General features: G+C 61.8%; 24 protein-coding genes. 12 read left to right on the top strand and 12 right to left on the bottom strand.

Going from position 1 to position 18877, the window contains the following annotated elements:
* Positions 1-3 precede the first annotated feature (3 nt).
* A complete protein-coding gene (locus tag FZZ90_RS07480) occupies positions 4-534 on the top strand; it encodes a hypothetical protein (RefSeq protein ID WP_226425101.1) in 531 nt (176 codons plus the stop codon).
* On the top strand, positions 531-1007 hold the full coding sequence (locus tag FZZ90_RS07475; protein WP_226425100.1) for a hypothetical protein: 477 nt from the start codon (positions 531-533) through the stop codon (positions 1005-1007). The genes FZZ90_RS07480 and FZZ90_RS07475 overlap by 4 nt, the downstream gene beginning before the upstream one ends.
* Here the strand turns inward: FZZ90_RS07475 and FZZ90_RS07470 are convergent, their stop codons facing one another.
* From FZZ90_RS07470 to FZZ90_RS07460, 3 genes are read right to left on the bottom strand one after another with little or no spacing between them, the layout of a single operon-like run.
* Entirely contained in the window at positions 1008-1208 is a 201-nt protein-coding gene (locus FZZ90_RS07470) for a chlorophyll a/b-binding protein (protein WP_226425099.1), read from the bottom strand.
* A 9-nt stretch (positions 1209-1217) separates the two neighbouring features.
* Positions 1218-3194 (bottom strand): ABC transporter ATP-binding protein/permease, encoded by a 1977-nt coding sequence (locus FZZ90_RS07465; protein WP_226425098.1) that lies wholly within the window; start codon positions 3192-3194, stop codon positions 1218-1220.
* A 55-nt stretch (positions 3195-3249) separates the two neighbouring features.
* On the bottom strand, positions 3250-3591 hold the full coding sequence (locus tag FZZ90_RS07460) for a histidine triad nucleotide-binding protein (protein ID WP_226425097.1): 342 nt from the start codon (positions 3589-3591) through the stop codon (positions 3250-3252).
* A 75-nt stretch (positions 3592-3666) separates the two neighbouring features.
* Here FZZ90_RS07460 and FZZ90_RS07455 point away from each other — a divergent pair, with 75 nt between their 5' ends.
* Positions 3667-5214, top strand: coding sequence for a YifB family Mg chelatase-like AAA ATPase (locus FZZ90_RS07455; RefSeq protein WP_226425096.1), 1548 nt, complete (start codon positions 3667-3669; stop codon positions 5212-5214).
* Here FZZ90_RS07455 and FZZ90_RS07450 read toward each other — a convergent pair.
* The 4 genes from FZZ90_RS07450 to def form a co-directional block, all read right to left on the bottom strand.
* A complete protein-coding gene (locus FZZ90_RS07450) occupies positions 5208-5357 on the bottom strand; it encodes a hypothetical protein (protein ID WP_226425095.1) in 150 nt (49 codons plus the stop codon). The genes FZZ90_RS07455 and FZZ90_RS07450 overlap by 7 nt on opposite strands.
* An 82-nt stretch (positions 5358-5439) precedes the next feature.
* Positions 5440-6069, bottom strand: a complete 630-nt coding sequence (locus FZZ90_RS07445; RefSeq protein WP_226425094.1) for a DUF3747 domain-containing protein — start codon at positions 6067-6069, stop codon at positions 5440-5442.
* A gap of 50 nt (positions 6070-6119) precedes the next feature.
* Positions 6120-6317 (bottom strand): hypothetical protein, encoded by a 198-nt coding sequence (locus FZZ90_RS07440; RefSeq protein ID WP_006850702.1) that lies wholly within the window; start codon positions 6315-6317, stop codon positions 6120-6122.
* Between the two features lie 3 nt (positions 6318-6320).
* Entirely contained in the window at positions 6321-6926 is a 606-nt protein-coding gene (def, locus tag FZZ90_RS07435; RefSeq protein WP_006849977.1) for a peptide deformylase, read from the bottom strand.
* 49 nt (positions 6927-6975) lie between these two features.
* Between def and FZZ90_RS07430 the strand changes: the two genes are divergently transcribed.
* The 3 genes from FZZ90_RS07430 to FZZ90_RS07420 all read left to right on the top strand — a co-directional run bounded on the left by FZZ90_RS07430 (position 6976) and on the right by FZZ90_RS07420 (position 9639).
* Complete coding sequence (locus tag FZZ90_RS07430) at positions 6976-8889, top strand: prolyl oligopeptidase family serine peptidase (protein WP_226425093.1); 1914 nt, start codon at positions 6976-6978, stop codon at positions 8887-8889.
* A gap of 95 nt (positions 8890-8984) precedes the next feature.
* The gene (locus FZZ90_RS07425) at positions 8985-9323 is read left to right on the top strand and encodes an MscL family protein (RefSeq protein WP_226425092.1); all 339 of its coding nucleotides are present in this window, start codon (positions 8985-8987) and stop codon (positions 9321-9323) included.
* A 142-nt stretch (positions 9324-9465) separates the two neighbouring features.
* A complete protein-coding gene (locus FZZ90_RS07420) occupies positions 9466-9639 on the top strand; it encodes a hypothetical protein (protein WP_226425091.1) in 174 nt (57 codons plus the stop codon).
* Between the two features lie 6 nt (positions 9640-9645).
* Here the strand turns inward: FZZ90_RS07420 and FZZ90_RS07415 are convergent, their stop codons facing one another.
* From FZZ90_RS07415 to FZZ90_RS07395, 5 genes are read right to left on the bottom strand one after another with little or no spacing between them, the layout of a single operon-like run.
* Positions 9646-10926 carry a SufS family cysteine desulfurase gene (locus FZZ90_RS07415; RefSeq protein WP_226425090.1) on the bottom strand — a complete coding sequence of 427 codons (1281 nt, stop codon included), beginning with the start codon at positions 10924-10926 and terminating at the stop codon, positions 9646-9648.
* Positions 10923-12101 (bottom strand): SufD family Fe-S cluster assembly protein, encoded by a 1179-nt coding sequence (locus FZZ90_RS07410; protein ID WP_226425089.1) that lies wholly within the window; start codon positions 12099-12101, stop codon positions 10923-10925. Before FZZ90_RS07410 ends, FZZ90_RS07415 begins: the two co-directional genes overlap by 4 nt.
* 2 nt (positions 12102-12103) lie before the next feature.
* On the bottom strand, positions 12104-12892 hold the full coding sequence (sufC, locus tag FZZ90_RS07405; protein WP_226425088.1) for a Fe-S cluster assembly ATPase SufC: 789 nt from the start codon (positions 12890-12892) through the stop codon (positions 12104-12106).
* Positions 12893-12935: 43 nt separating this feature from the next.
* On the bottom strand, positions 12936-14375 hold the full coding sequence (gene sufB, locus FZZ90_RS07400; protein ID WP_226425087.1) for a Fe-S cluster assembly protein SufB: 1440 nt from the start codon (positions 14373-14375) through the stop codon (positions 12936-12938).
* Between the two features lie 5 nt (positions 14376-14380).
* Complete coding sequence (locus FZZ90_RS07395; RefSeq protein WP_038553034.1) at positions 14381-14737, bottom strand: ferredoxin-thioredoxin reductase catalytic domain-containing protein; 357 nt, start codon at positions 14735-14737, stop codon at positions 14381-14383.
* 158 nt (positions 14738-14895) lie between these two features.
* Between FZZ90_RS07395 and FZZ90_RS07390 the strand changes: the two genes are divergently transcribed.
* The 6 genes from FZZ90_RS07390 (at position 14896) to FZZ90_RS07365 (ending at position 18867) form a co-directional block, all read left to right on the top strand.
* Positions 14896-15540 (top strand): metalloregulator ArsR/SmtB family transcription factor, encoded by a 645-nt coding sequence (locus FZZ90_RS07390; RefSeq protein ID WP_226425086.1) that lies wholly within the window; start codon positions 14896-14898, stop codon positions 15538-15540.
* Complete coding sequence (locus tag FZZ90_RS07385; RefSeq protein ID WP_226425085.1) at positions 15540-15878, top strand: hypothetical protein; 339 nt, start codon at positions 15540-15542, stop codon at positions 15876-15878. Before FZZ90_RS07390 ends, FZZ90_RS07385 begins: the two co-directional genes overlap by 1 nt.
* 62 nt (positions 15879-15940) lie before the next feature.
* Positions 15941-16534 carry a phycobiliprotein lyase gene (locus tag FZZ90_RS07380; protein WP_226425084.1) on the top strand — a complete coding sequence of 198 codons (594 nt, stop codon included), beginning with the start codon at positions 15941-15943 and terminating at the stop codon, positions 16532-16534.
* Between the two features lie 107 nt (positions 16535-16641).
* Positions 16642-17412 (top strand): phycobilisome rod-core linker polypeptide, encoded by a 771-nt coding sequence (locus FZZ90_RS07375; protein ID WP_226425083.1) that lies wholly within the window; start codon positions 16642-16644, stop codon positions 17410-17412.
* 184 nt (positions 17413-17596) lie between these two features.
* A complete protein-coding gene (locus tag FZZ90_RS07370) occupies positions 17597-18670 on the top strand; it encodes a DUF4912 domain-containing protein (protein ID WP_226425306.1) in 1074 nt (357 codons plus the stop codon).
* Positions 18661-18867, top strand: a complete 207-nt coding sequence (locus FZZ90_RS07365; RefSeq protein WP_226425082.1) for a hypothetical protein — start codon at positions 18661-18663, stop codon at positions 18865-18867. The genes FZZ90_RS07370 and FZZ90_RS07365 overlap by 10 nt, the downstream gene beginning before the upstream one ends.
* The last annotated feature ends 10 nt before the right edge of the window (positions 18868-18877 follow it).

Genomic DNA, 18877 nt, shown 5'->3' with positions numbered 1-18877 from the left:
CAGTTGTCTCGCCCGCTGCTGATCCTGCTCGCCAGTCTGGTGCTGGCGGGCTGCAACGGTCGCAGTGAACGGGCCGGTGGTGCCTTACTCGCAACCAGTCAGCAAGCACCAGCCCTGAGTGGCAGTGGTGAGTGGCTGGCGGTCATCAGCGATCGCGGCGGCAGACCCACGGTGCAGCTGCGCCGTCTCAGCGACAGATCAGTTGTGTCTGTTCCTCAGCTGAGCCGCCATCAACCCCACAGCTCCCCCTCTTTGAGCTGGAACGGCCGCTACCTTGCAGCGATCACCCAGCGGGGGCGCCGCCGACTCGCGGTGGTGACCGACCGATTAAACGGCCGGATGCATCCCCTGCCGCTGCCGGGAGGCCGAGACCCGGTGCAGCTCAGCCTGGCGCCTGATGCACAGCAAATCGCCCTCCAGGTGACGGATCAGGGCCGGTGGCGCGTGGAACTGCTGGATCTAAGTGATCTGCTCGAACCGGACCGTCCTCCTGGGCAGAGCCTCTCCACACCGGCGTTGTCGTCAGAGCCATGATCCGCGTCGCTCTGCTTTTCAGCCTGATGCTGATGACCGGGTGCAGCAGCCCCAGGCCCACCCCTCGGCCCGACCTCAACGGCCTGCTGCGTCAATCGGTGAACAGCCGGCGGGATCCATCCCTAGGGGGACGCTGGCTGGCCAGCCTGGGCCAACGCAATGGACGGGAGCGGGTCGAACTGATCGACCTGCGCACTCGCAACCCTGTCCCACTGCCTGGCCTCAACCGTGCGGATGCCCAACCAATCAGCGTCAGCATCAGTGCCGATGGGCAACGCTTGGCCGTGGTCCAACAGCGGGAAGACCGCACCGAACTGGTGCTCTACCGGCGCAACGTTGGGGCGACGCAACGGCTTCCCTTGGATCCACCGGGTGTACCCCGCAGCGTCAGCCTGGACGGCTCAGGCCGGCGCTTGGCGGTGCAGGTAAGCCGAAACGGCCGCTGGGATGTGGATCTAATCCGCCTGCCCTGATCAGGGAAGCAGGCCCGCCCAATGCAGGAACGTGTCGCCGCTGAGCACCTCGATCAGCAGCACAGCCACAAAACCCACCATGGCGAAGCGGCCATTCACCCGCTCGGCATAGCCACTCCAGCCGAAGGCAGGCACATCGTTGGTGGTAGCGGACGTCTCCGGAACGGACGTGGTGTCAGGGGGCTCGCTGGTGGAGGTCATCCGGCCGCTTCAGGAACGCCCGAAGTCATAGCTGGTCGCCGGGATCAGCCGCCAGTCGCGATCACCGCTGAGCTCCAGAACAGTGTCATGGAAGTCCTTCAGGGTTGGCCGGTGGCCCACGCTGATGAAAGCCACCTCCCGGTCTCGCAACAGGGAATAAAGGCGGGATTCGGTCTCGACATCCAGGGCACTGGTGGCTTCATCCAGCACCACGACCTTGGGCGAATTGAGCAGCAGCCGCGCAAAGGCCAGCCTCTGCTGTTCACCCAGAGAGAGCAGCCGCGGCCAGTCCTGCTTGATGTCGAGGTCGGGATAACGCTGCAGCAATTTGCCCAGCATCACTTGATCCAAAACAGCCCGAAGCTGCTCATCGCTGAAACGGGCCTGATCGAGGGGATAACAAAGCTGTTCACGCAGGGATCCCAACGCCATGTAGGGCTTTTGGGGAATGAACAACAGGTCTCCCTGCCCAGGGGAATAAACGGTGCCCGTCGGCGAACCCCAAAGACCACTCACCACCCGCAGCAGTGAGGTTTTGCCACAGCCTGAGGGGCCCACCACTAGCAGCCCCTCGGCGCTGTCAAGGGAAAAACTGAGATCACGAACCAGCACGTTGTCAGTGCGAGGTGTTTTGACCGTCACCCCCTGAAGCGCCAGGTGCTCGGACGGCACAATTCGCGGCACGTAATCACTCCACTCCTCGCGATCCAGGTTGGAGATGTTTGATTGAAAACCTTCAAGCCGGTTGATCGATGCCGAAAAACGAGCCAAGGCTTCGATGTTGTAGATGATGAAAAACAACGATCCCTCAACTAGGTTGTAAGCAACGTTCGCCTGAGCGAAGCCGCCGTAATCCATTTCCCCAGCAAGAATCGGCGCTGCAAGAATCAGATAAGGGATGAAATTGCTGGCGTAGATGCTTGAGCGCTGCAGCACCCGCAGCAGCACCTCCCAGACAATCAGCAGATTAAAGTTCTCAACGACAGTGGCCAGACGACGCGTCACCTCCTTGGCTTCCTGCTGCTCTCCGGCATAGAAAGCAATCGATTCGGCGTTGTCCCGCACCCGCACGAGGCCATAGCGGTAATCCGCTTCAAAACGCAACTGGAAATTGTTCAACCGCACCAGCTTGCGACCGGCAACAATCATCAAGACCGAAATCGCCGCGGCATAGGCCAAGAGAGCGAACGTCAAACCCTCACTCACCGAATAAAGGATGAGAATATTGAGGGAAAACGTGAGAATTGAATCAAAGATATTGAGCGCGAAACCAAGTGCTTGAGCTGTGAAATCACGAACATCCTCGGAAATACGCTGATCTGGGTTATCAACATTGGTGGCCGCTTCATCATTGGGATTGAGCACGTAATAGGCCCTATCCCGCAGATAGTCGTCCACCAGGCTCAGCGACAACCATTCCCGCCAGAACAGCCCCAGTTTCTGGGTGAAATAAAACTGCAGGCTGCGAATCGGCAGCGCGACCGCAAAACAGGCGCCGTAGATCCAGAGGTTGCGATAAGACGCATCGCCGTCTTTAGAGATCAACGCATTGGTCAGATCCCTGGCGATGAATGTGATACCGGCATTGATGCCGTTCACACTCAACAGCATCAGGATGATTAGGCCGAGAAACAGCCAAGGCAGCCAGCGGCGATGCCTGAGTTGGCCCCGCACGGAAGCGAAGACCACAGCCCCCAGAACGAACAGGGCACTAATCCCGGCCCCCCATCCACGGGACCAGAGCATGGCCAGGGAGGACTGGACACCACCGAGGTACTGGCCGGTCAACTCCGGCAACAGCCACGACAGGCCGTTCATCAACCCGGTGACCAGGAACAGCACGATCCCTGCCACACAGAAGAGCAGGCTCACCAGCAGTCCAAAGAACTGCCAACCGTTGTCTTCGGTGTAGGGGAAGAAGTAGGGCTGCGAAAGCCGACGCAGCTTGGCGGCCTGATTGCGCAGGTTCTGAAGCTGGTGGGTCATGCCACTGCTGAACTGTGCTCAGTCTGGCTGTCACCGCGCCACTTCGCCGCTGACATCAACCGGGGGGCCACTCCAGAGGACGCCCACCGATCACGTGAACGTGAAGGTGAAACACCGTCTGTCCAGCACCGGCTCCGCTATTGATCACCGTGCGGAAGTCGTCCAGCCCCTCCTGTTTGGCCACGCGCGCAGCCACCAGCAACAGGTGACCCAGCAGAGCCTCATCCTCGGCAGCAGCGGAACGCAGGCTCTCGATCGGCTTGCGGGGAATCACCAGCACATGCACCGGAGCTTGGGGGGCGACATCGCGAAAGGCCAGGCACTGCGCATCGCTGTAGACCTCATCGCAAGGGATCTCGCCACGAAGGATCTTCCCGAAGATCGTGTCGTCTGCCATGGGCCTCGAAAAGGAAGGAACAGCGGGACCGGTGTGACAGCAGGGGCATGAATCTCCTGCGTCACCTTCCAAAGAATGCTGGCACGTTGTCTCAGTGCATCCCTGCAAGGCCTGGAGGCCAGACCGGTGGTGGTGGAGGTGGATCTCGCCCCGGGGCTGCCAGGCGTCCAGCTGGTGGGTCTGCCGGACAAAGCAATTCAAGAATCACGGGAGCGGGTCCGCTCCGCCCTGCGCAACAGCGGCTTCCGCGGCCCCCTGGTGCGCGTGGTGATCAACCTGGCACCTGCCGATCTGCGCAAGGAAGGCCCCTCCTTTGATCTGCCCATCGCCCTGGCCCTGTTGGTGGCCAGCGGGCAGCTCGCCCGCCCTCAGCTGGAGGGCCTCTGGTGTGCCGGAGAATTGGGACTCGATGGCAGCCTCAGGCCCTGTCGAGGGGTGATTGCCCTCGCCGAAAAAGCCCATCAGCAAAGGGCCCGGGCCCTGGTGGTTCCTCCTGAGAATGCCCATGAAGCCAGCCTGATTGAAGGGCTAGCGATCCACACCGCGCCCAACCTGCACGCGCTGGTTCAGCACCTCAAAGGAGAACAACCCTGGCCGGGGATCGGTTGCAGTCGCTCACGCACCTCAGCGGCAAACACCGGTCCTGATCCCTGGCCCTGCCTCGATAGCAGCCTGGCCTCCCGCGCCCTGGCTCTTTCAGCGGCCGGCGGCCATCATCTGCTTCTCGTGGGTCCCCCTGGCTGCGGCAAGACCCGTCTGGCCCATCAACTGCCGCGGCTGCTGCCAGGCCTAAACCGCAAGGAAGCGCTCACCATCACGCGCATCCATTCCGTCGCCGGCCATCTGCATGGCATCGATCAACTGCAACAGCAGCGCCCCTTTCGATCGCCACACCACAGTTGCACCGCTGCCGCCTTGCTGGGCGGCGGACGCTCACCCCGTCCCGGGGAAGTGAGCCTGGCCCACGGTGGCGTGCTCTTCCTCGATGAGCTGGCGGAATTTTCGCGAACGGTGCTGGATCAATTGCGGCAGCCCCTGGAGGACGGCGCCGTGCAGATCAGCCGTGCCCAGCAGAGCACAGTGTTCCCGGCCCTAATCACCTTGGTGGCGGCCACCAATCCCTGCCCCTGCGGCTGGCATGGCGACCGCGACCATGGCTGTCGCTGCAGCATCAGCCAGCGCCAGCGGTACTGGCAGCGGCTCTCCGGCCCGCTTCTGGATCGGCTCGATCTCCAACTGCGGCTGGAACGGCGCTCCGCCAAGGAGATGGCAGCGGTGCTGAAGCAGCCCAGCCCAACACAAGCCTCAGCGTCCTGGTGCACCCCCGCACGGATTGAAAGGGCCCGGCAGCGGATGCGGAGGCGCAATCCTGGTGGAGAGAGCAACGGGCGGCTGTCGGCTGCAGCGCTGCGGCAGAGCGGAGCCATTGAGGCAACGGCACTCGACCTTTGGCAACAGCTGATCAACCAGCGCGGCCTGAGCACACGCAGCAGCCTTCAACTGTTGCGCGTGGCGCGCACCATTGCCGACCTCAACGACCGGACCAGCGTCGATCGAAACGCCGTGGCGGAAGCGAGTTGCTTCCGCTGCACAGATCTGCTCAAGCAGCCTGGATCTCAGTAATCGCGAGCTCGCTTCTCAGGCGTGTCCCGGTAGGGCTGGGTGCCGATCGGTGGGGGCTGGAGATGGCGGTCGTCGAACGACCCCAGCGCATGGGTCATCGCTTCACCGAACCAGTGGAACCATTGCACAACCGTTGTTTTCATCACAGCCTCCGGGGGGTCCTCCTTCAGTGTGAAATCACTGACAAAGAAGAACAACAGGTGTTTACACCGGTTCTGTACTGGCTCAGTAAGACGGAGCAGTAGAGCTCTCGATCTGTTCAGTCTCAGCAGGCGCCTTGTTTGGGCTGGAACCAGCCACTGGTGCGCTGTCCCGATAGACGTAGAGATGGCCCAGGCTCTTCTTGCCATAGGCCCGTCGCTTCAAGGTCCAGCCCGGCTCAAGCTTGAGCTGAACAAAGCCACTTGCGGCACCACCGGCCCGAGCCACAAGCATGGTCGGCTGGGAGGGATTCTTGGTCGGAGTGGCCAGCAACTCGATATCTCTACCGGTGTTCACCACGCTGAGCCGGTATCGGGTGCCGAGGTCATCACCCCCGATGCGCAGGGAATAACCGTTGCCATCGATGTAGCGGTTGCAGACCCCAGTGAAATCAAACTTGGACAACAAGGGATCCACCATGGCGGGTGATCCTGCGGCCACAGCAAAACAGGGACGTTTCGTGGTGCGCTGCTCGTAGATGTTCAGCTGCGAACGCTCGCCCTGACCGATCGGGGCCGATACCAAAACGAAATTGCCTAACTCCACGGGCACCGCCGTGAACAGCGAACCCTGGGCCAGGGCCACCGGTGCAGAGGTCGCTGCGAGAGCGAGGCCGGCAGCGGCCACGATTCGAAAGCGTGCCATCACGTCCATGGAGGAACTGAGCGGATCGTAAAAGTGATGCCTGGATCGGTCGCCCCCGATCAGGCCGGTTTGTTCAGGCGAATCGCGAACAGAAGAGTCCCCACGGTTCCAGGGGCCGCCAGGGCCAGGATCCAACTGGTGGTTTTGACCCCGAGATCGGGATCGCCGTAGGCCAGTTCAAACACACAGCCGGTGCTGGCGATACCCAGAACACAGGCGAGGGCCAGGAAAACGCCGGCCAGGGGTTTCATCGGCATAACTCAGGCGACGCTCCGCACATCTTGGCGCTCGAAACCCTTCTCCTTGAGCTCCTTTTGCAGACCGTCTTCATCGGTGACGCGATCAACAAACAACACGCCATTGAGATGGTCCATCTCGTGCTGAATGCAGCGGGCCATCAGGCCATCGGCCTTCATCTTCCGGGGCCGACCCATCTCATCGCGGAAGCTCAGTTCAATCGCAGTAGGGCGGACGACATCGAGGTAAACCCCAGGGATGCTGAGACATCCCTCTTCGTAGGTGTCGAGCCCGGCGCTGGCCGCCGTGATTTCCGGATTGATCAGCACCAGGGGCGGCGTGGCTGCATTTTCAAGATCGAGATCAATCACCAGCAGCTGCTGGTGGATCCCCACCTGAGGAGCCGCCAGGCCGATGCCCTTCGCGGTGTACATGCTGCGCAGCATGTCGCGGGCCAGCTCCCGCACCTGCTCATTCACCTTGCCGATGCGGCGCGCGGATTGCCTCAACACCTCATCGCCCAGGGTGTGAATCTCCAGAGGAGGAGTTTCGAGGGCCGTCTTGGGCACCAGCATCGTGTCCCGCGACTTATCGGCCTGACGGGCCAACTCTGCAAAGCTTCCTGCCAAGACCAATGCCGCGTTGATTCAGCATGGTAATTGGCCTGAATCAGCCGTTATGGGAGCCGTTCCGTTATCCGCGCAACATGCCGTTGGCCGTTTGCCGGGACTCAAGGAACCGTCCCTGGTCAGTGGACCCGATGCAACGTTATGGCTGATCTGGCTGGAACAGCGCCCCCAGGAGCGCGGCCGCACCACAGCCTTGATCCGCCGTTTCGGCGATTCCGAGGCAACGCCCCAGGAGCTGACGCCGGCCCCCAGCAATCTGCGCAGTCGCGTGCATGACTACGGCGGCGGCGTGCTCGCCACTGCTGCGGAGCAGGACAGGTTGATCCTGACCTGGATCGAGCGCGGCTGCCTCTGGCGTCAGGACTGGCGCCTGCCGCAGACCAACACAAATCACCCCACCCCCCTGGCAGCAGCTCAACGGCTCAGCCGGGAGGGCGACTGGGAGCTTGCGGATGGCGTCCTCGATCTGCCGAGGCAGCGCTGGATCGGAATCCGTGAAATCAACGGCCATGACGAGCTGGTGACCCTGGAGCTGAACGCAACGGATCAGACGCCGCTGCTGCTGCACCAACCGACGGACTTTGCCGGCTATGGCTGCTTGAGCGCCGATGGCCAGCGCTTCGCCTGGGTGGAGTGGCAGCAACCCGCCATGCCCTGGGACAGCAGCAGTCTCTGGTGCGCGGAGTTCAGCGACACAGGCGGGCTACTCAGACCTCGTCAGCTGGCCGGAGGCGACGGCGTCTCGGTGTTTCAACCCCAATGGCTGCCCGAAGGGCAGTTGCTTGTGGCGGAGGACAGCACGGGTTGGTGGAACCTGATGCTCCAGTCCAGCGCCGACGCCGCCTGGGAGAGGCCCTGGCCGATGGCGGCCGAAACGGCCATGCCCCAGTGGATCTACAGGATGAGCACCACGGCCTGGGATGGGGAACGGCTGATCGCTGCCGTCTGCAGCCGCGGGGCCTGGTCATTGCAACGGCTCGGTCTGGATGGAACGGTGCAGCCGTTGTCGCAACCGTTTGATGACCTCGCGGGCTTGAGCGCATGCCACGGCCGCGCCGTAGCCGTGGCCAGCAACAGCACCAGCGTGGCCGGCCTACTGGAACTCGACCTGCGACCGGCCACCCCGCTCTGGAGCCACAGCCCCGCCATCACGGCACCGTTACCGGTTGAGGCAATCAGCGTGGCCGAACCGCTGTGGTTCGACGGCCATCAAGGGGAACGCACCCATGCCTGGTATTACCCCCCCAGCGGCAACCCACCAGGGGCCGCCCCACTGCTGGTGAAAAGCCACAGCGGACCAACGGCCATGGCCCGCCGCGGCCTCAGCCTCGCGATTCAGTACTGGACCTCTCGAGGCTGGGGCGTCGTGGACGTGAATTACGGCGGCTCAACAGGATTCGGCCGGGACTATCGGGAGCGCCTCAACGGGGGCTGGGGCGTGGTGGATGTGGCCGACTGCGCCGCCGCAGCCCAGGCCCTGATCGAGGCCGGTCGCGCCGATCCCGGCAAGATCGCCATCGAAGGCGGCAGTGCCGGCGGCTTCACCACCCTGGCGGCCCTCTGCTTCACCAAGGTGTTCCGGGCCGGAGCCTGCCGCTATGCGGTCTGTGATCTCACAGCCATGGCTGAAGACACGCACCGGTTTGAAGCGCGCTATGTGGATCGCCTGGTGGGGGAATGGCCCGCAGCGCGTCCTTTGTATGAGCAACGGTCGCCACTGTTTCATGCCGATCGGATTCGCTGTCCGGTGCTGTTCTTCCAGGGGTTGAAAGACAAGGTGGTGCCTCCGGAACAAACCGAACGCATGGCCGAAGCCCTGCGCAGCAATGGCATCCCGGTGGAGGTGCGGCTCTTCGACGACGAAGGCCATGGCTTCCGCAACCAAGCCACCCAAATCCAGGTTCTGGAAGAGACAGAAGCCTTTTTTCGGCGTCAATTGGGCCTGTCTGAGCAGCGAAAGTGAAGGCCAGAGGGCATCATCAAATCACGACAGATCGAGACAATAAATAGACCAAATCTAAAGTCCATATACGATAAAAAAAGCTTGGTTTCGTATTGATGCTTCAACGTTGGCGCCGCGAATTTGTCGAGTTCTTCTTCACCAAGGGCAGTGCTTTGACGGTCGCGATTGCATTCATTGTGGGGCAGCAATTCACAAGAATCGTCGATTCAGTCACCAAAGACCTGTTGATGCCACTCCTGAACCCGTTGGTTCCCAAAGGCAGTTTCGAAGATCTCAAAATCGACTATTTCGGCGGCGCCATTGAGATTGGAAAGTTATTTGACACCATCATCGAAGCCCTCCTTGTGGCCTGGATGCTGTTTCTCATCCTCAAGGCGATCAAACGGATTGAGCGGCAAACCTCTGCATCCACCGAAGAACCAGAGCTGAGCTAGCAGATGGTTACAACCCACACAACCCCGTTCAGCAGATGTGATGGGTTGAGCCAGCAACCAGCAGGAAACTTCAACCTGTGCCCCACGGAACCCAACAAAAAGCGTTGAACCTGAGAGGGTGGCGCCAGCCTCTTGAGTATTAATGCGGATCCTGCGTTACCGCGGCAACAGCTACGCCAGCCCTGAGCCGATCAACGCGGCACCCCGTCCCGGCGCACGCTCTTACCGCTGGGTGAAGTACGCCATTGAGACCAACAAGGTTGTCCCCCTGCCGCAACGCGAATCAGCAGCAAGCAACGATCAGCTGGCCGCCTGAGCTAGCTCAGCTGTGTTCGCGCAGGAAGGCAACCGTGGAGGCGAGCTCCTCGCTGAAGCGGTCGATCTCTTCAAAGGTGCTGGTGAAGCTCAAGCTGGCTCGCGCTGAAGCCGTCACGTCATAGAGACGGTGCAAGGGCTGACAGCAATGGTGACCACTGCGGATGCAGATCCCGGAGGCATCCATCAGAGCGGCAATGTCGTTGGCATGCACCCCATCCACCAGGAATGTGGCCAGAGCACCGCGCTCGGGCTGTTGCTCAGGCGTGGGGCCCAAGACCCTCACACCATCAATGGCCTGCAGCCGGTTGAACAAATGCCGGGTGAGCTGCGCCTCCCAGGCCTGAATCGCCTCCAGACCCACCGCTTGCAAATAACGAATCGCGGCCCCCATGCCCACCGCTTCACCAATGGCAGGCGTACCCGCTTCGAACTTGTGGGGCAACACCGCCCAGGTGCTGTGGTCGAGGAAAACGTCTTGGATCATTTCCCCGCCGCCCAGGAAAGGAGGCATCGCCTCCAGCAGCGACTCCCGCGCCCAGAGAAAACCCATGCCGGTGGGGCCACAGAGCTTGTGGGAGGAGCCCACCAGAAAATCGGCATCGAGAGCCGCAACATCAATCGGCTTGTGAGCCAGGCTCTGGCAGGCATCCACGAGCACGCTGGCGCCAACGGCATGGGCTGCGGGGATCACCTGATCAAGAGGATTGCAGCAGCCCAGGGAATTACTGATATGCACCAGGCTCACCAGTCGGGTGCGCTCGTTGAGCTGGGCCCGAAAATCCTGCAGATCCAGCTCACCAGATTCGGAGATACCCACATGGCGCAGCACGCAACCGGTGCGCTGAGCCAACAGCTGCCAGGGCACCAGGTTGCTGTGGTGCTCCATCACCGTGAGGAGGATTTCATCCCCTTGCTTGAGGTTGGCGTCACCCCAGGTGCGCGCCACCAGATTGATCGCTTCGCTGGCATTGCGGGTGAAGACAATCTCTCGGGCACTGGCGGCGCCCACGAAGGCCGCCGTCGTGCTGCGGGCTGCTTCAAAGGCATCGGTGGCGCGGGCACTCAGCTGGTGAGCACCGCGATGCACGTTGGCGTTGTCGCAGCTGTAGTACTGCTGCAGCGCCTCCAGCACCTGACGAGGCTTCTGGCTTGTGGCAGCGTGATCGAGATAAATCAGCGGCCGACCATCGGGAGCACACTGCTCAAGAATCGGAAAATCGGCACGATATCGAGACGATAAATCCACAAAATCAGCACTAGATCGTGCTTCGGCGGCGATCGTCATGAGGCGAGGCTCTCCATCACGCGCTCCAGGGGGCGCCAAGCCTGAGCCGCAGCAGGAAGCTGGGCAATCACCTCCTGGCAGGCACCACGCAGAAGCAGCGCCGTTGCATCCGACGCAGCGATACCCCGGCTCTGGAGATAAAACAGCTCATCGTCCTGAAGCTGCGACACGGTGGCGCCGTGGGCGCAGCGCACATCGTCCGCCACGATCTCCAGCTCGGGCTTGGTATCCACCCGGGCACGTTCAGACAGCAGCAGGTTGCGGCTCAACTGCGCAGCGTTGGTGCGCTGAGCATCGCGGGGAACACTGATGGCACCGTTGAAAATTGCATGGGATTGACCACCGGCCAGGCATTTCTGCAACTGATCCAGCTCTCCCTCCGGCCCGTCGAAGCGCACCGCGGAGTGGGTGGCCAGCTGCTGATCGGCGCCGGCCACAGCCAAACCTTTGAGCACGGTCTGCGCCTGGCCATCCACTTGCACCACCCGAGGCTCAACCCGTCCCAGGTTCCAGCCCTGAACCACCGAGGTAAGGGCATAGGAGCTGCGAGGCTCCTGCTCGACAGCCAAATGGGCCATCAGCGATGACGCGCCATCCGCCGTGGCCAGAACGCCATGGCGCAGCTTGGCCTCCTGCCCCAGATGCACTTCCAACACATGACTGTGAGCCGACGCCCCCTCAGCCAGCAGCACCTGCATCAGCTCCAGCTCTGCCTTTTCCTCCAACAGCAGTAAAACCCGCGTGGCGTTCAACCCGGCACCCGCCGCAAGGACCAGCTCCAACGGGCCGACCCGTCCCCGCACCCTGAGGGCAAGGATTTGCTGGGCTTTGGCGTGGTTGAACTCCACGGGCCAGACCTGGGCACAACCGCAGCGGTCCAGGGTGTGGCCGAGGGCCTGCTCAAGCTCTTCGGCATTCAGCGCTGTGATTCCGTCCGGAAGAACCTGCCCAGCCAAGGGATCATCAAACCCATTAATCACCAGCCGGGTCACCCCTTCCAGGCTGGCCGGCAGGGATGTGGACAGCGGCGAAGCACTGGCCGGCAATGCCGATACAGCAGCAAGCCGTTTGAGGTCGGTGAGACGCCAGGGCTCCTGGCGGCGGTTGGGCAAACCAAGCTGTTCCAGGGCGGCTCGACCGCGCTCCTGCACTGGCGCCAGCACACTGCTCGCCATGGTCAAGCAGCTCCTTGAGCGGCCAGCTCCTGATCCACCCAGTCGTATCCGGTCTGCTCCAGCTCAAGCGCCAGCTCCCGGCCTCCGGTGCGCAGGATCCGGCCTGACGCCATCACATGCACATAGTCCGGAGTGATCTCATCGAGCAGACGCTGGTAGTGGGTGATCAGCAGCGTGGCGTTGTCTTCCGTCGCCAGCTGGTTCACACCTCCGGCCACGATGCGCAGAGCATCGATATCCAGGCCGGAGTCGGTTTCATCCAAGATCGCCACCACAGGCTCCAGTAACGCCATCTGCAGAATCTCGTTGCGCTTTTTCTCTCCCCCGGAAAAGCCTTCATTCACACTGCGCTCGAGGAAAGCAGGATCCATCTGAACCACCTTGAGCTTCTCGTGCACGTGGTCCTCGAAGGCAAAGGTGTCGAGCTCCTCCTCCCCCTGCTTTTCCCGCCGGGCATTGGTGGACACCCGCAGGAATTCCAGGTTGCTGACGCCAGGAATTTCAACGGGGTACTGAAATCCGAGGAACACCCCCAGACGGGCCCGCTCTTCAGGCTCCAGCTCAAACAGATCCTGGCCGCGATAGCGGACGGTGCCACCCGTAACCCGATAGGCGGGATGTCCAGCCAGCACCTTGGAGAGCGTGCTCTTGCCACTGCCGTTGCGGCCCATCACGGCATGCACCTCACCCGCCCTCACCTGCAGGTTCACACCCTTGAGAATGGGCTTGTCCTCGACGGAGGCATGCAGGTCTTGGATATCGAGCAGCAGCTCAGCGTCAGGGCGAATCACGGAAGGCGTCGTTGAAAAAACAGAGACAAAGCGGGGGAGGGGATCAGCCCACAGACCCCTCGAGTTTGAGGGCCAGCAATTTGTCAGCCTCAGCGGCAAACTCCATCGGCAGCTGGTTGAAGACGTCGCGACAGAAGCCGCTGACCATCATCGAGACGGCCTCTTCAAACCCGATGCCACGGCTCTGCAGATAAAAGAGCTGGTCTTCGGAGATGCGGCAGGTGCTGGCCTCATGCTCGATGGCCGCCTGCGGCTGCTGCGAACGGATGTAGGGGTACGTGTTCGCAGCGGCTTGATCACCGATCAGCATCGAATCGCACTGGCTGTAGTTGCGAGCGCCTTTGGCATTGGGCCCCATTTGCACGAGACCGCGATAGCTGTTGCTGGAGCGGCCGGCGCTGATGCCCTTGCTCACAATCGTGGAGCGGGTGCGCGGTCCGACGTGGACCATCTTGGTACCGGTGTCGGCCTGCTGGCAGTTGTTGGTGAGGGCCACTGAATAGAACTCGCCCACCGAATCAGCACCCTGCAACACGCAACTGGGGTATTTCCAGGTAATAGCTGAACCGGTCTCCACCTGAGTCCAGCTGATGCGGCTGCGATCACCGCGGCACTGGCCTCGCTTGGTCACGAAGTTGTAAATGCCACCGACGCCGTTTTCATCACCGGCATACCAGTTCTGAACCGTGGAGTATTTGATGGAGGCGTCGTCAAGGGCCACCAGTTCCACCACCGCCGCATGCAGCTGGTTGGTGTCGAACATCGGTGCCGTGCAGCCCTCGAGATAACTCACCGAGGCACCTTCTTCGGCAACGATCAAGGTGCGCTCGAACTGTCCGGTGTCACCAGAATTGATTCGGAAGTAAGTGGACAGCTCCATCGGGCACTCGACGCCCTTTGGGATGAAGACGAAGGATCCGTCGCTGAACACCGCTGAGTTCAGGGTGGCGAAATAGTTGTCGTTGCTGGAGACAACCGTTCCGAGGTAGCGCTCGATCAGCTCGGGGTGCTCCTTAACCGCCTCACTGAAGGAGCAGAACACCACCCCGTGTTCCGCCAACTTCTCCTTGTAGGTGGTGGCAATCGAAACGCTGTCGAAAACAGCATCCACCGCAACGTTGCTGAGACGCTTCTGCTCGCTCAGCGGAATGCCGAGCTTGTCGAAGGTTTCCAGCAGCTTGGGATCCACCTCATCGAGGCTGGCCTTCTTCTCCTGCTGCTTGGGAGCTGCGTAATAAATGATGTCTTGATAATCGATCTCGGAATAACCAAGGGCAGCCCAATCGGGCTCCTCGAGGGTGAGCCAGTGGCGAAAGGCCTTGAGCCGGAACTGCAGCAGAAAGTCCGGCTCTTCTTTCTTGGCCGAGATCAGGCGAACGACCTCTTCACTGAGACCTTTGGCGATCTTGTCGGTCTCGATCTCGGTGACGAAGCCGTACTTGTACGGCTGGCTGACGAGATCCCGTGTGGAGGTACTGGTCATTCGGCTCAGCCGGCGGTGGCGTTGATCGTTTCTGTCGTGATGGTCTGCGTCTTCTCAGGGCAAGCGAAGGGATTGTCCTCGGTGAGGAAGAGCATGCAGTGGCATTCCTTGCGCTCGCGCATAGGGACACATGGGCAGTTCCAGAAGGCTTGGGAGACCTCGGCCTCCTTATCTTCGTAATGGCGGCAGGGGCAAAGCGCTCCCCCCAGATCGTCCTTATGACGCGCCAGACCCTTCAGAACAACAGCGGTAACGCTGGGGTCCGCACAGAAATAGGTGCCGGTGCGCTGCGCGTAGGTTTCAGCGAACTTGCGGATGACCTCCAGGCTTTCTGCTGTCGGCTCTTGAGGGGCGTCGGACATGGAGGTGGAGGGAGCGGCGAATTACGAAACCCCGCGGTTTCCTTACTGGAAGCCTAGGCCAACAGGCCTCCGGTCAGCGGGCTCTCCATTGTGACCCTCAACTCGGCCGACATGCCGAGGCAATTCGATGGCATCGTGTGGGGAGGTTTCGCCTCGTCATGAGCGCCTCGGCCCCCGACAGCACCCGCGACGCCGTGCTCTCCCTGCTACTGGAGCGGGGAGAGGAGGACGCTGGCGCCCTGGCCGGAGCTGTGGGCATTTCCGTTCAGGCCATGCGGCGTCACCTGCGCTCCCTCGCCGACAGCGGCCTGGTCTGCGCCAGCAGCAATGCCAGCGGTCCGGGGCGCCCCAGCAACCGCTGGTGCCTCACCGACGAAGGACGGGCCCAGTTCCCTGATGGCAGCGGCCGCTTCGCCCTCGGCCTGCTGGATTCGATGCGCAGCCATCTCCCCGAAGCGACCGTGCGCCAACTGCTGGATCAGCAGGCGGAGTCGAAGGCCAGCCAGTACCGGCAAAGCCTCGGCGAGGCCTCCCTGGAGGCTCGACTCGAACATCTGGCACTGTTGCGGCGCGACGAGGGCTACGTCACCGTCTGCAGCCGGGATGACGACGGCATCAGCTGGAGGCTCGAGGAAGCCCACTGCTCTGTGCAGCGCATTGCCGAAGAATTCCCCGCGGTGTGCGACCAGGAATTACTGCTGATCCGACGCACCGTGCCGGACTGCCGGGTGGAACGGGTGCATTGGCGACTCGAGGGCGGCCACGCCTGCGGCTTCCGCATCACCCCGTTGGCGCAGGGCTGATGGCCATCGACAGGGCCACGATTGAACGCATCGACGCCACCCTGCTGCCCCAGCTGGATCGCCATCACCTGCGGGTATTGAGCCACTGCCTGGACAGCTTTCAGGCCATGGCTGCTCCAGAGAACACTGGCGCGATCCCAGACGAAAGCCAACGACGCCTTTGGTGCCAGCAACAACCCGTTGTCGCTGAAGATCAAATGTTCCTCGATACCCTGCTGCTGCAGCTCAATGCTGCCGCCGAGCAACTGGATCAACTGGCGCTTGAGCTGGGCAAGCCTCCCCTGGCACTAACCCTCGACGATCTGATCAGCGCCTCCGAAGCCCGCTGCCGTGGCTGACATGGCTCTCGTGACTGACGCGGTCGGGCTGCCATCATCAATCCAGTTCCTCAACGCCGGCGATGCTTGAGATCTCGGACGCCCTCAGCTTCTTTCGCCTGAGCTGTGGCCGCTGGACCTCGCAGCGCAGCCAACACCACCTGCTGCATCGCCGCGCCGAAGCTGGAGCCTCGTTCATCGTGGTGGAGGAACTGCTGAAGGGGGACGAGCGGCTCGCGGAGATCGCCGAGCGCAACAACGCCAGCGTCGAGCAGATCGTTGGCGGTTGCTGGGTGCGCTGGAGCGGATCGATGGCCTGGGATCGCGCCGGCGAATCCCATGAAGACCAGACCATGTTCGGACTGATCCCCGAAGACGAAACGGGGCGACGCGGACTGTTGCTGCGGGATCGCGGTTACGCCGAAAAAGCACCGGTGGCGGGCCAGTTCCGCATGGACGACGAAAACGGCCTGATCCTCACCACGGACTACGAAATGATGAGTTCGCTCGAGCGCTTTTGGTTCACCAGCGAGAACGTACGACTGCGCACCAGCACGGTGCAAGGGCTCTCCAACAACGCCTCCTTCTGCATCGAGACCCGGCAGCTGGACGATGTTGATCAGACCAGCCCAGCGATTGCTTCGAACGGAGCCGCCCTCGCCCCCTTCGGCTGGTAAGCAGAAATACTTAGAGCAAGTATTACGGCATGTAATCGCTGCAACAGCTGCTGAAGGGGGCAAGACCCAGCACTTCTACGATCGCCGACAGTGGATGTTGTAGTCGCGTGGCCATTCCTCTCCTGGAGTACGCACCGATCACCCAGAACTCTTTGAGGACTGGTGTTCCGAATCTCCGTGTCGGCTCCGATGAGGGATCCCGGGCCTACTCCCTTGAGATCGCAGACGATCGGGACAATCTCGACACCGTCGTGGAAGCCGCCTACCGGCAGATCTTCTTCCACGCCTTCAAAACAGATCGGGACGTCAACCTTGAGTCCCAGCTGAAGGATGGCCAGATCACCGTTCGCGACTTCATTCGCGGCCTGGTGCTCTCCGACACCTTCAAGCGCACCTTCTACGGCTTCAACAGCAACTACAAAGTTGTCCGTCACCTGTGCGAGCGGATCCTGGGACGCAAGGTGAATGGCAAGGGGGAAGAACTCTCCTGGTCCATCGTGATTGCGACCAAAGGCCTGGAAGGCCTAGTCGATGTTCTGCTCGACAGCGCCGAGTACCTCGACTCCTTCGGTTACGACACGGTTCCCTACCAACGCAACCGCGTGCTTCCCGGCCGCGAGCTGGGCGACACGCCGTTCAACATCACGACCCCCCGCTACGACGAGTACTACCGGGGAATCCTGGGCTTCCCCCAGATCGTCTTCACCGGCGGCCCCGCCAAGAAGGTTCCCGCCCGCGCCAAGATCCGCAAAGGTGGCTCCCCTCAGGACTACATGGCCTGGGCTGCCGAAATGTCTGGCCCCCGCGGGGTCTCCCCCAGCGGCGGCGCCGACATGGACTACATGTCGAAAGTGCCCTACCGCAGCATCGGCCGCTGATCCCGGCCCCAAGCAACTTCAAAAAAGCGGGGCTTCGGCTCCGCTTTTTTTGTGTCACTGACTGTGATCCCCGAGGTCAGCGCTCAACCAGTAGTCAGGATCCACTGACCCTTGGCCCCTTCACGCTTCGAAAAGGAATTTTTCGGATCACAATGATCCCAAACGAAACATGGAGTTTTTGGACGTGTCCCCAACCCTGTCATCACTGGCACGTCTCACCCTTCGTCAACTACGTCAGATCGCCAGCGACCTAGGGGTGCCGCTCTACAGCCGCAAGAGCAAGGAGACCCTGGTCGACGAGGTTGCCCAGCGTCAGCAGAAGCGTGGTGGAGACCTGAAGGCCATCGAGGCGGAACTCAACGCACCGGCCATGGGCAGCAGCGATACCCGCGTGGTGTTCCTGCCCCGTGATCCCCAGTGGGCCTACGTGTTCTGGGAGATCTCGGACGCAGACCGCAAGGTGGCCCAAAAAGATGGAGCCAGCCGACTTTGCCTGCGCCTAGCGGACGTGACCGGCATGCAGGACGGCAATGCCCATCCGCACACCTTGCAGGAAGTGCCCGTCGATAGCCACAGCACAGAGTGGTACTTGCCTGTTCCTCTCTGCGACCGGGATTACCGGGTTGAGTTGGGCTATCGCATCGGCGCCACTTGGATGTCTCTGGCCTTCTCCTCAGTGGCCCGCGTGCCCGCTCTGCACCCCAGCGAACAGATTCTTGATCAGTTCGTGCCCTTCAGCCTCGATGCGGCCCCGGCCGAATCCGCTGCAGCTCCCGTCGCGCCGATCGAGTCAAGCAACAGTGGCTTGCATGAACGGCTCTACCAAACTGCCACGGTCCACTTCAGCCGCCGTCGGGTTGGCTCTGAAGAATTCCAAGAAGGTTTTGACGTCTCCGGTGACAGCAGCGGCTTGAACGATTCGGGAGCTGGTCTCTGGGCAAGCGGTCGCAACGAATCTGGTCTTGGTGGTGTGGCTCCTCGCCAACGCTCCTTCTGGCTGGTGGCTGACGCCGAACTGATCGTCTACGGCGCCACCGACCCTTCAGCTCGCCTCACCATCGGCGGCGAAGAAGTGCCTCTCTCCACCGACGGAACATTCCGAATCCAGGTGCCCTTCCGGGATGGCGAGCAGATGTACGCCATTGAGGCGACCGCCTCGGATGGGGAACAGAAGCGCAACATCACGCTCAACTTCAAACGTGAGACCCCGGAAGACAACAGCAACCCCGCCAGCGAAGCCCGCGCCGAGTGGTTCTGAACCCTTCCGATCCCAAAGCACCGGCGTCCTTGCGCTGGTTCGTGGCCATCACCCCCCTCGCGGGGGCGATGGTTTTTCCATTGGTGGTGCCTTTGGTGATGGCACGGGTCAGCATCGGAGCTGGTGTGGGCGTCGCCCTCGTGTTGAGCGGACTCTGGTTTATTGCGATGCTGAAGACATCGGAGATGCCCCACTGAAGACGGGGGA

The organism is Synechococcus sp. MU1617, from assembly GCF_020514235.1.
Lineage (GTDB): Bacteria > Cyanobacteriota > Cyanobacteriia > PCC-6307 > Cyanobiaceae > Parasynechococcus.
Note: the sequence above shows the minus strand (reverse complement) of the source record. Positions and strands in the feature narration are given on the sequence as shown.